Source organism: Methylobacter svalbardensis, from assembly GCF_037671525.1.
GTDB lineage: Bacteria > Pseudomonadota > Gammaproteobacteria > Methylococcales > Methylomonadaceae > Methylobacter_A > Methylobacter_A svalbardensis.
This window is the reverse complement of the sequence record NZ_JAWPOH010000022.1, coordinates 53,342-65,853: the sequence shown is the minus strand read 5'-3', so window position 1 is coordinate 65,853 and position 12,512 is coordinate 53,342. Positions and strand designations below refer to the sequence as shown.

Annotated in this window: 9 protein-coding genes; 4 read left to right on the top strand and 5 right to left on the bottom strand. The window is 47.9% G+C overall.

All coding sequences use genetic code 11. The features are described 5' to 3' along the window. Positions 1 to 121 precede the first annotated feature (121 nt). The gene (locus RW114_RS10625; RefSeq protein ID WP_340122725.1) at positions 122 to 1,849 is read right to left on the bottom strand and encodes an oligosaccharide flippase family protein; all 1,728 of its coding nucleotides are present in this window, start codon (positions 1,847 to 1,849) and stop codon (positions 122 to 124) included. 1,216 nt (positions 1,850 to 3,065) lie between these two features. Here RW114_RS10625 and RW114_RS10620 point away from each other — a divergent pair. Next, positions 3,066 to 4,880, top strand: coding sequence for a LamG-like jellyroll fold domain-containing protein (locus RW114_RS10620; protein WP_340122724.1), 1,815 nt, complete (start codon positions 3,066 to 3,068; stop codon positions 4,878 to 4,880). Positions 4,881 to 5,177: 297 nt separating this feature from the next. Then, entirely contained in the window at positions 5,178 to 6,491 is a 1,314-nt protein-coding gene (locus RW114_RS10615; protein ID WP_340122723.1) for a hypothetical protein, read from the top strand. 12 nt (positions 6,492 to 6,503) lie between these two features. Here the strand turns inward: RW114_RS10615 and RW114_RS10610 are convergent, their stop codons facing one another. Both RW114_RS10610 and RW114_RS20970 read right to left on the bottom strand, forming a co-directional pair. Then, entirely contained in the window at positions 6,504 to 6,749 is a 246-nt protein-coding gene (locus RW114_RS10610) for a DUF6399 domain-containing protein (protein WP_340122722.1), read from the bottom strand. A 19-nt stretch (positions 6,750 to 6,768) separates the two neighbouring features. Beyond that, complete coding sequence (locus tag RW114_RS20970; RefSeq protein ID WP_422614805.1) at positions 6,769 to 6,921, bottom strand: DUF6399 domain-containing protein; 153 nt, start codon at positions 6,919 to 6,921, stop codon at positions 6,769 to 6,771. Between the two features lie 133 nt (positions 6,922 to 7,054). Between RW114_RS20970 and RW114_RS10605 the strand changes: the two genes are divergently transcribed. Continuing rightward, complete coding sequence (locus RW114_RS10605) at positions 7,055 to 8,308, top strand: glycosyltransferase (RefSeq protein WP_340122721.1); 1,254 nt, start codon at positions 7,055 to 7,057, stop codon at positions 8,306 to 8,308. Between the two features lie 589 nt (positions 8,309 to 8,897). Continuing rightward, positions 8,898 to 10,193 (top strand): O-antigen ligase family protein, encoded by a 1,296-nt coding sequence (locus RW114_RS10600; RefSeq protein WP_340122720.1) that lies wholly within the window; start codon positions 8,898 to 8,900, stop codon positions 10,191 to 10,193. Here RW114_RS10600 and RW114_RS10595 read toward each other — a convergent pair. Then, the gene (locus RW114_RS10595) at positions 10,164 to 11,264 is read right to left on the bottom strand and encodes a glycosyltransferase family 2 protein (RefSeq protein ID WP_340122719.1); all 1,101 of its coding nucleotides are present in this window, start codon (positions 11,262 to 11,264) and stop codon (positions 10,164 to 10,166) included. The genes RW114_RS10600 and RW114_RS10595 overlap by 30 nt on opposite strands. 250 nt (positions 11,265 to 11,514) lie before the next feature. Next, positions 11,515 to 12,396 carry a glycosyltransferase family 4 protein gene (locus tag RW114_RS10590; protein ID WP_340122718.1) on the bottom strand — a complete coding sequence of 294 codons (882 nt, stop codon included), beginning with the start codon at positions 12,394 to 12,396 and terminating at the stop codon, positions 11,515 to 11,517. Between the last annotated feature and the right edge of the window lie 116 nt (positions 12,397 to 12,512).

Below are 12,512 nucleotides of genomic sequence, written 5' to 3'. Positions count from 1 at the left end.
TTTCAAGACGTATATGCAAGATGCCAGTAAAGTTTTGTGTGTCATGAAGAAAATGCGTGAAGATTTCGCAATCCCTGCGTGAATTTTACTGTAGTGGCTTGGAAATTATTTACCTGAGAAACTATATATGAAAAATTGACACTAGCATCTTGAGTTCCGACTCAAAAGAACCCAATACAGCCAACCAGCCATAGGTCCCTTCATACCAGTGCACCCACATGGAAAATAAAGTACAAGCCATATATGCAAATATTGACCATTTTATGTCTACAAATGGCTTATTTCTCACAACTGAGGCGCTTATTGCGGTTTTGCAGATAGACTCCAGGCCATCAAGTTCTTTGCAACTAGAAGGCGCCAGACGGAACCAAACAAGCACCCGGAGTACGGGGCGCGGAATTCGATCCAGGGAGATAAGATTGAGGAGAACTTGAGTCGAGTAAATACCGCTCAGCAAAACAGCCAGTGTGCCAACCCCTATCGCTAACAAGGGTGGCAATGCATAGAAACTGCAGAAAACGACTGCGATCAAGCCAAGAAACAGAAAACTTGTTTGCAAGTTCGCGGTGGAGCAGCGAAAGCCGCTGAGCCGCCGAACGATTGCGTAGATCATAAACACATGAAAAACATACGATCCAAAGAACGCGATACCGGCGCCCTTCAAATTGAAAGAGCTCACACAGACCCAGGCGAGACCAAGGTAGACGACAGTCCAGGCCAGTTCTGAAAATATCAGGAGGTTTTGCACACCTTTGGCTACGATAATGAAACCCATCGGCCAGGAAATCACCCGAAGGCTCATTCCCAAACATAGCCAGCGCAAGATCTCCACCGCGCCTTCGAATTTAGGGGTGTAGAAGAGCGCAATGACCAGTGGCGCAAATGTCAGGGTTGCAATAATACCTGGCCCCGCTAACAGCATACTGACGTGGGCCTGTTCATTCACCACACGATTGCATTCTGTATTATCCTTCGCGATAGCGGCTAAACGAGGATAGAAGTCCGCTCCCATCGCCTGTAAAATAAAGCCGATATAGATCCCACCCAGTGTCCAAGCCGATTGGTACAATCCAGCGGCATCGAAGCCGACTTTGCGAACGATTATGAGGCGTACTGCATAGGCGGCACCTGACATCAATAGTCCGCTTATCATGAATGCAAAACCGAGCTTCAGCAGAGCGGTTGCTTCCTGCCCCACTTGGGAAGCCGATATCGCAGGTGTTTGTAGCTGTATTTTTCGGCTGTACCACCAGGATGTGAGAATACCCATCGCGGCGACAAGTACTAACGAAATGACTATGCCGTCTTCGCGGAGGAAATATACCACGGGGATACTGATGAGAGTCCCGAAGAGAGTGCCCAATATCCCCATCTTGGCGAGATCAGAAATGCGTCGCATGCCTTGTATCAATGCGCCCTGACCCGCGGATACTAGATTGAAAAACACGGCAATTGACAGTAGCGCTACAGCGGTAGCATGTTGGTCGTTGCCAAAAGTCAGCTTCGATAGCGGCCCTGAAAACCCTATAAGAAAAACCGCGCCAAGCAATCCGAGGAAGATTGATATTCGTCGCAGCACTGCGGCAGTTCGCGCAATTCTCTCGGTGTCGTCCGAACCGACTGCCTCGGCGATTTGCCGCACGCCACTGCTGTTAATGCCCATTCCAGCAATGCTAATCGTAAGTTCGGTAATCGATCCGTACAGCCCCATCAACCCGACCCCGGACGGACCCAGCAACATCGCCATTGCCTTGGTTCGAACGATCCCAATGGCAATGTTCAGCACCGACGAGCCGCCGATCACCGCCGAAGACTTTAAAATCTGGCCGTAGGTATGTTTTTTAGTCATGGGATTTCCAGATTAGTAAGCGGCTTCAGCCGAACGAAGCCAAGCATCGGTTCGGGGATTGGTAATTAAAATGGATCAGTTGTCAGTATACACTCTCGGGCACATGGTGTGAACGATGTCAAAGACACGCCGAAAATGACTTACAGAATCGCATTTTGGCGCAGCAATAAGGAAACATCCCGTTGGGATGACGCCAACGATTGGGAAGGGGTATGCATCCCCTCCCCAATCCGCGCCCGATAAAGCAACATCGCTTCGCTTGTTGCGGGCGCTCCTTTCGGCCTAAAGGCCATAGCTATCTACACAACGTAAAACGCTAAGCAGGACGGGGGTTCTCATGCTCCAGAGACTAGAAAAGTATTATCCAAATCGTGCTGAAAAATTAATTACCACAGAGAACACGAAGGACGCGGAGAAAATAACCCTATTCATCAAAGCATTAAAAACTTCGTGCTCTCCGTGTTCTTCGTGGTTATCGAGTCGATTGATGCTAAGAACAAGTCTTTCACCATCTCGGTAGCGTGGGAACGAGGATGTCGTCCGGTTATGATGACTTGTGTAGATAGCCATGCCTAAAGGCCGAGGTTTAAACCAGCAAGGAAGATTGATTAATTAGTTGCCGTTCATCGCCCTGATACCTGAACAGTCCGGCATCACCGAGTTAGGCGACTGACTTGGACGCTACAGATATCCTCTCTTGCGCTACACATCGATCAACTGGTCAAGATAGTGTTCGCCGAACAAACGACATATTGACCATCAAATAGCACCCAACACCTAGGTAGTATTACCTACGTAAAAATATGCAAGTAATAGTACGTATATTTAAGAAAGCATTAATATTCAATCAATAGACTTTGCCCGGATTTTATAGAAATCCTTTCGCATGGATGAAATGGAATGGACTTCACGTTTTTTGTGACTTTTCCAAATTACACTTTACGTGAGTTTTATAGAAATCATTTCGCATGAGTGAGATGGGCCCCTCTCATACTCTTGTTATTTTTTCATATAATTCAATGCAATATAAAGAAGACACATCAAGTGTCTCATAAACTAATGTTCTTATTTAATAGAGGTAATATTGTGACTAAATCAGTTTTGTTTTCAACCTTAACCCGCCTTTCAGAAGCTGCCTTTAGCTCTTCTCATTCACCTAGGGTTGCCCCCTATATCTTTAAGTCTGATTTCAATTAAGAGAACTATGGAATCTATCATGAAAAATCATCTTACGAACATCTCTTTGCGCGAGCTGTTCACTCATTTTTTGTTGGCCGGACTCGCCCTGTTTTTATTCAGTGGCAATTTATTTGCGGCATCCGCGAATCTCGCCTGGGATGCCAGTACCTCATCAAGCCTGGGCGGTTATAAAGTATCTTACGGCACCAGCAGCGGCAATTACGCCACAACCATTGATGCGGGTAACAAGACTACTTATGCGGTGTCCGGGCTACAGGAGGGTACCAAATACTATTTCGCGGTAAAGGCCTATGACTCGACCAAGGCTACCGAGAGCGTTTATTCCAATGAAACCAATTTGACAGTACCTGTCACTGCCGCGACGACGGCATTAACGGCGGATTTCACGGCGAGTAAAACCAGCGGTGTCGCGACTTTAGCGGTGGATTTCACGCCTGTCACAACAGGTACGGTTACGAGTTGGACATGGAGTTTTCCCGGTTCATACACGCCTACCGTGACGAACACCACGGCTAAAGTTACCACAGCGTCCTATCCGACCGCAGGGACGTATAATGTAAGCCTGACGGCAACCGGATCCAGCGGAAGCGTCACCAAGAGCTATCCGAACCTGATTACCGTGACGGCTCCAACTACGACGACTACATCTACGGGCACTACGACTACACCTACGAGTACTACGACTACACCTCCGGCAACTGCTACCAGTAATAACGGCTTGGTGGCGGCCTATGGATTTGAGGAGACCAGTGGCACGACTGCTACGGATGCCTCAGGTAATAGTAACCACGGCACCATTACTAATGCCGTCAGTATCGCCAACGGCCATAGTGGAAAGGCACTGAGTTTTAATGGCACCAATGCCTGGGTCACAGTCAAAGACAGCGCATCACTGGATCTTTCAGCCAGCATGACCCTTGAAGCGTGGGTATACCCGCTGGCAATGACCAACGGCGGGCAAACGGTAATCTTGAAAGAAAGCTCCGGTGCTGAGGTCTATGCCCTCTATGCCGATGAAGATGCCAATCTACCTGTTTCTTATATCAACAATGGAAGTTACCGAGGCGTTACCGGTCCGAACCGCTTGCCGGTGAATACCTGGGCTCACCTGGTGTCAACCTACGACGGTCAATATCAGCGGCTTTATGTGAATGGCATCGAGGTCGCCAATAGCGCACAGAGTGGCTTGATTCAACAATCCGGCGGCGTGTTGCGCCTCGGTGGAAACAGTGTTTGGGGCGAGTATTTCAACGGTTATATCGATGAGGTGCGAATCTACAACCGAGCTTTGACCGCAACGGAAGTCGGCAACAACTTAGCGACCCCAGTTAGTGGCGCTAGTACTTCTAGTGCTACATTGCAGTTTATCCTTGGTAACAAGAACCTGGAGCCTTGGGTCGATTACAGAGCGAAGGGCGTAGCACAAGCGTTCCGGGCGGTTCCCGCGAAGTCCGGCTCAGTAACCGAAGTGAAGGTTTATCTGGATGCCAGCGCCACAACCGCAACAAAGTTGGTCGCCGGTATCTATACAGACAATAACGCTCACCCTGGGACTCTTGTCGCTAAAGGCGCATTAAATACGCTTAAGCCTGGAGCGTGGAACTCGGTAACGATTTCCGCAGCCTCTGTTACCGCAGGCAAACCTTATTGGCTTGCGATATTGGGACCGGATGGGCAAGTCGGATTTCTTGACCAAGTGGGATCGGGAACCAGTGTAATGGAAAGGACTTCTAACAGTAGTACACTGACGAGCTTACCTGCTACATGGGCTGGTTCATCATATGGCTATCAAACCAATGCCTCAATGTCAGTCTATGGGAATGGGATTTAACACCTGCTTACTGACCGTTTAAACGGCATACCGACGGGGCTGGCATCGCATTGGGCGAGACCAGTATTCGTCGGCTGCTAGTGCGATTAGTAGTTAGTTGCCTACTCTGGCTCCAACTAGACTCTAGGTATCTTTTAAAGACAAAATTAAGAGGAAAAAGAGAGACACTTAAATTTAGTGACTTAATCAGATATTATTATATTTTGGCCTAAGGATACTGAACAGTATGTTCGAAAGGGGTTATGTGCCCAAGCTTCTAGTATTTTTTAACGACAAATCCCAATAAGGGGAAAAACAATGAAAACGATAACACAATTAGCAATGCTTGCTGTATTTCTATTCGCCGCTGAGACGGCGATTGCAGCTAATCATTACATTAGGTCTGGTGCCGCTGGAGCCAGTAATGGTAACGACTGGACCAACGCTTATACTTCACTGCCCTCAACATTAGTTAGAGGAGACACCTACTATATTGCTGGCGGGTCGTATTCTGGACGTACTTTCAACACCCCCGCATCAGGAACTTCTGTTATTACAATCAAAGGGGCGACTATTGCGGACCATGGAATAGATACGGGGTGGAGTAATACTTATGCCGTAGAAAATACCCAGGCAACATGGACATCAGGCGTTACCTTCAATACGTCTTATTGGATATTTGATGGGTCAGTTGGCCCAAACTGGTCCAAAACAAAGTCTCAATACGGATTCAAATTTAACCCGGTCAACTATGCAGTTAAGGTCTACAACTTAAGTTCAGCTATATCAGATGTCAAAATAGCTCATATTACTGCAACCGCCCCTACCGGAGATGTTGAAAAATTCTTCCTTTCAACAGATAACAGTACAAAATCAGTCAATAATGTCACTTTCAGTCATTGCCTTGTAGATGGCTGGTCAAATGCAGTGTGGGCCACATCTGCTGGATTATTAATGAATAATTGGTTGATCGAACATAATGTTATCCTCAACGGATATAGCTCTGCCGCCAATCATGGGGAAGATATTAACAATAATTATGGACATTTAGATAATCTCACTATCAGATATAATTGGTTTGAAGGAAGAAGCACAGGGACAGGAAGTATTGTGGTTCTGAACGGCCCGGCTGGACCCTATTACATTTATGGGAACGTCTTCAAGAATATGATTGGCGGAGACGGGATCATCGCCGGTATCCATTACACTCTCAATGGAGCAATCTATAATAATACGTTTGATAACGTCGATAACGGATACAAAAATGGGGCCTGGATCGGACATGATGTGAGCGCTAATGTTTATAACAACATTATTTATAATTCAATTGCCTCAATAGGTGCCAACTTTACTGGAAAAAAAGATTACAATGCCTATTTTAGTACAACAAGCACTCCCACGGAAGCTAATGGACAGATCGGAACAGGGAGTCCATTTGTAAATGAGCTTGGTAATGATATGCGTCTGTCAGCAGCAAGCAAAGCGGGAACTACCTTTTCCGCGCCATATGATATTGATGTTGTTAGAAATGCGAGGGGTGGAGATGGAGCGTGGGACAGAGGGGCTTTTGAATTTGTAGGTAATAATCCCGTACTAGTTCTGTCTCCGCCCCAGAACCTCAGACAACAGTAAACAGTCTGACATCTACCAAACATAGAGGAATCTGGTGGAAGACCAACCAGCTACGGCCTTGATCATCGTTCTGGCCGGCTGGGCTATCCACTTATAAACCGAGACATCTTCTAATTTCAAAGGGTTGCGTAGGATTTGCTGGCGAGCTTTCTTTGGTAAGGGAAGCTCGCCCATCTGGCTAACCAACCAGTCAAAAAAATCAGGGAAGGCTGAGCCAAACAAGCGTTCGGCAGCAGATGTGCCATCACTGCGTTTCAACCCATCGTTAGGATGGCCGTCAAACCTTCAAGCGACTTCCCGTCAAGCCCCGTCCGTTATGGTACATTTGGGAGAGGTGACCATAGTGCCCTTCAACGGCGGATGAGCTGCGATGGTTTTGCCGCACAGGCGTTTTTTCCTGTAACACTGATTTCGACTTTGTGGCTGTCATTTCAACAGACGCAAATACGAAACAAATTTCACTTTTGCCTATTTCAGCCCAAATTTCTTTTTATAGTAAGTTTGTTAGGATAAAAAGGTTATAATCCTCAGCAAGAACTAGAAGAACTAGCTTTATATTATTTATGACCGATCCTCTCGTCCACAACCCCTCTCTACTCACCCGTATCGCCATGGTGGCCTACACCCACTACCAGACCGATCCCCGCTGTCGGCGAGAGGCCACGTTGGCAGCGGAAGCGGGCTGGGATGTCCATTTTTATTCTCTTTCCCAGGATGGCTCAGCCCGTACATCCCAGATCGAAGGCATCACCCTCCACGAACTACCCATGCCCCGTTACCGCGGTGGAAGCTCCGCCACCTATGTGCTCAGCTACCTGCGGTTCCTCCTGTTGGCGAGCTGGGAAGTCCAGAAGCACCACCTGAAGTCTCGGTTCGCCGTGGTGCATGTCAACACCATGCCGGATTTCATGGTCGTAACGGCGCTGTTGCCTCGCCTGTTCGGGGCGAAAGTGATTCTGGATGTGCATGATGTGATGCCCGAGATCTACATGACAAAGTTTCAGGTTCCGGCGACGCACTGGAAGATCCGACTCATCAAGTTCATGGAAGTCATGTCGGCCAGGGCGGCGCACAAGGTGCTCACTGCGGAGCATCCCAAGAAAGAGTTGCTCAAGGAGCATGGGATTCCGGCTGCGAAGATTCAGGTCTTGTTGAATCTCCCGGATGACAAGTTGTTCGTTCCTCAGTTCACGTTGACCGATCCGACACTGGCTACCGCCAAACAAGACCCAGAGTGTGAATTCCGCCTGATCTACCACGGCACTATAACTCACCGGCTCGGATTGGATTTCGCGGTTGGCGCCCTTAACATCCTGCGCGATGAGTTGCCAGGAGCCCGATTACAGTTGTTCGGCGACGGGGATCAGCTATCCGACCTTCATGAACAGGCGCAGCAATTCGGATTGAACGACCGTATCTGGTTTTCGAATGGGTTCGTGCCGATAGAGCAGGTCATTCCGTCTATCAAGGAAGCGCACCTTGCGGTCATACCGACCCGGCACGAGATCAGCACAGACTACATGCTACCGACCAAGCTGTTGGAGTATTTGGCGTTCGGGATTCCGGCGGTGTTTACGCCAACCAAAACGGTGCGGCATTACTTCGGTGATGATCATCCGTTGTATATCAATGACCCGACACCACAAGAAACGGCAAATAAGATCAGGTGGGTGCGGGAGAACTACGCCGAGGCCAAAAAGTTGACAGCAGAGTTGCAGGACAGTTGGTTTTCGCGATTTCAATGGGCGGAGCACAAAGCGGTATATCTGACACTGCTCGAAAACCTCAAGTCTTTCGACTCGCATCAAGGGAAGTGAAAGGAAACAGCCAGTTCTTGGGTGACCGTAAGGATTCCTTCCTAAATGAGTAACACATACTCCATCTCATTGAATTAATATTAGTTATTTTTCATATTTTTTGGCAGCTTTATTGGATCATCACTGTTCTGTTTAAGAATGGCTTGACCTGCTGCTTTTACCCAACCATCACCATTCGGGCAGGATAGTTGACGCCGGACACCAGATTTTTTTCATAGTAAATTTATTGGAAGAAAGAGGTTATAATTTTCAGAAAATTAGCATTAAAGTTTCTACATATCACTCATAGCTGTTTACAGGTGCGAACAGAACGCTATTTCGCAACGTACCCAAAGGAACTCAGAGTCACCGATGAGGACTTTAGGGCTATCAACCTGTAACTTGATGAGTTTCACGGGAATAGGAACTATGCGCTACTTCCGAACCTCTATATTTACTAATAGTTATTACCAGACAAACTCTTGCGCTGAGAGGATTTTTTATTTGAATGAATAGTATTGGTATAGTTTTTTTGATGATTAATGCGGGGGCGTTGTTAATGCTCTCGCGGCAATGGGCAGCTCTGCCTCTTCTAGTCGGAGCTTGTTACATGACAGTCGGTCAAGAAGTCACGCTGGGACCGTTTCATTTTCACTTCATCAGAATATTGATAGCCGTTGGGCTTGTAAGGGCGATAGTACGGGGTGAGCGTTTGGCGGGTAGGATAACCAGTCTCGACCTGTTGATGGTGACATGGGCTGCCTGGGCATTGATTAGCAGTTTCTTTCACAAAGATATCTCTGGAGTGTTAGTAAACCGGCTCGGCCTTGTTTATAACGGGTGCGGCATCTATTTCCTTCTTCGCGCTTTTTGTCAATCGTTGGACGACGTAGTCGGGCTATGCCGCATAACGGCTTTCCTGTTGATTCCACTATCCATCGAAATGCTTTCCGAACAAATGACGGGGCACAATATTTTTTCCGTACTGGGTGGTGTCTCGGAGATGTCTGAGGTACGCAATGGCAGGATTCGTGCTCAAGGGCCTTTTGCTCATTCGATACTCGCAGGGTCAGTCGGTGCAGTATCCTTGCCATTAATGATTGGCATCTGGCAACAACACAGAAAGACTGCGATTGCAGGAATTGTGGCATGTTGTTCAATAATTGTTGCATCTGCTTCCAGTGGACCAATCATGAGCGCATTATTCGCCATAGGGGCTTTGTTTATGTGGTATTGGCGCGACCAAATGCGGCTTATCCGGTGGCTTGCAGTCCTGGCCTATATTGGTTTGGATTTGGTTATGAAGGCTCCGGCGTATTACCTTGTAGCGCGTATTGATCTGACGGGGAGTAGCGCCAGTTGGCACCGAGCTGCATTAATCGAGGCAGCTCTAGAACACCTCTCTGAATGGTGGCTCGCGGGTACCGATTACACCCGCCACTGGATGGACTATGGTGTTGGTTGGAGTCCAGAGCACATTGACATCACCAATCATTACCTAGTTATGGGGGTATATGGGGGGCTGCCTTTAATGTTGCTGTTCATTGCCATCCTCGCCAAAGGGTTTTCCTTCGTGGGACAAACGTTACAGCAGGCATACAACCCACAACCCCCGGCGTCTCAATTCATGATCTGGGCACTTGGGGCTTCACTCTTCTCGCACGCCGCTACATTCCTATCGGTCTCTTATTTCGACCAGTCATTTGTGTTCTTATATTTAACTCTTGCAGCTATTTGCTCAGCATCTATTCAAACATTGCGATCGCCCGTCAACAGAGAGACGATCGACTCAAGCGCGACTTCTTTTCCAGCAGTCCGATACCACAAATGGGTTACTCGTATGACGCTAAACGACAATTTGCAACCTTCCACCAACTTAACGGAACGAAAAAATCGTTCTTCTTAGGAAATCGCCCGGCTTTCCGAGAGCAAGTAATAACAGTTTAAGGTGGACCGATGCCATCCGAGGATCCTTCTTGATTGCTGTTTGATAAAATTGCTTGGCCGATGCCAAATTTCCCTGCCAATAAAATTCATTGCCCACGCTCTCATAGACTCGCGCGCGAACCCAATTTTGCTCGGTTTCACTCGAAGTGTATTGACGTAACGACTCTTCCAGAGCTTCAAAATTCATAAAGAATCTAGACTCTCGATAACGCTCACTCGTTAAGATACGCGCATACGTTTTAGAGACTGCGTTGAGGCATTCCTTTGCCACGCTAACGTAGCCGTCATCAAGAGCTTTTTTTCTGATAATCCATGGAATCGAAACCTCCTCAGCGGCACATCCTTCAAGACTATCTCGAGCCAACTTAGTTGTCATACTTAGATCGTGGTGTTCCCGATAACAGAGCATTGGTTCGGCGAAATAGCCAACGTCATAATATAGCGCGAAGAGACACCACAAATACCAATCGCCAGCCCAAGGCATAGTTAATGGGAAAAAGCTGACTCTATCGTAGCATTCACGTCGGACCAACCCGGAAGGACATAGCACAAAGTTTCCGCGGAGAAGCTTTTTCAATAAAACATGACCAGGAATGATACGATCACTGTCCCCTCGCTCAGAATAACGCCCCAAAATTCTAGTTTCGACTTCATCTCTAACGCCTAATCCAGGGCAAAAGACATATCCGACGTTTGGATGTTTATCCAAAAGACCAACATATTTTTCCAAAATATAAGGTTTTCGCAAGTAATCGTCGGCGGAAATCAGCCATACATATTTGCCCCGGGTCAACCCGATCCCCTTATTGTAGTTCCTAAGATGCCTCAAATTCGAATCATTGCGGATGTATTTTACCCGGGGATCACGGAACGACTGGGCGACTTCCGACGTATTGTCGGGGGAACAATCGTCCATGATGAGGATTTCAAAGTCGGAAAAAGATTGAGAGAGTATTGAAGTGATGCATTCCGGGAGCAGATGAGCCAGCTTGTAACACGGAACGACGAAGCTAACGATTGGGCTTTTCATCAGATATAAATCCTATTATGAACTGTTTTCAAATGACTGGTGGCTAGGTAAACCAAATTCTTACAAGCAGGGACCTTATTAGAATCCCAGGTCTGGAGGTTAACAATGCCTCTCAGTGTGGGCTTAGGCCCGATGCCGAAGTAGTTGTTCTCTCCCCTGAAGCGATACGAGTGCGTTCCCAGGATCATGTAATCCCCTCATCTGTAGCAAGCACTGGTGCCCCCTAGTTGCGTATACCCTTTTCACCGCTTTATTCATTTGTTGTACGGGCATGTCGATCCAAAACACCGCGTTCATCTTGCAACTCGCCGCGCTTATTCTTCTCTATGGCGAACTCCAATGCCTTTTCAAACAGGTCCGTTGCGTCATCCCAAGTGAAACGGGTCGCCGTACGGTAAGCTGCATTCGACATCTGCTGCCACCGCTCTTGCGATAGGTTCAACACGCGCAACACTCGATCCGCAAGCGCATCCACATCTTTCACATCGACAAGATGACCATTTACGCCCTCCTCAATAATGTCCATCGGCCCCCCAACACAAGTTGATACTACCGGACACCTGCAGGCCATAGCCTCAAGTGGCGGTAAGTGAAAACCCTCGACGTTGCTTCCGCACAACCACACATCACATTGCGCATAGAGTTCCCTGATTTTTTCCTGTGGTGGCTGGTAATGAAACTCCGCGAAGTGCGGGAGCGGCAACCTAAAATCCGGATGCTCAGCACCGAAGCAGACAAGGCGAATCGAAGGCATAGCCGTTACAACCCGCTCGAGCGCCTTGAGGCTAGTACCGCACCCCTTTAGGGGAGTGGTATTATACAATAGTCCAACCGTGGGAACCGGGCTTTTGCCTCTCGGTGCAGCGTGAAACTGGTCCAAATCCACGCTGTTGGGTACATGCGAAACGACCGTATCTTCAAATTTTTCACGTGCCAGTTGAACTAGCCACTTGGATATTGTGATCTTGTGCATCGGCATTCGCCAGGTCGCGTCCAACTTTGGGTTGGGCTTGCCTTCTTCCACTTCATAACCTTGGATGAAGATTACCTTGGCGCCTTTCGCGGGAGAGAGATTCTGCACCCCATAAGCAGTCGTATAATAGGTCGCCACCACGACATTCGCGTCTGGCACGTCCGTATCCACTACAGGCCTTACCTTCTCTAGCACTCGATGGTCCACGTCTAAGCACTCGAAATATGAAGGCTCTGGGCGGGTTCGCCATCCTCGACCGGATATGAACGACTCCA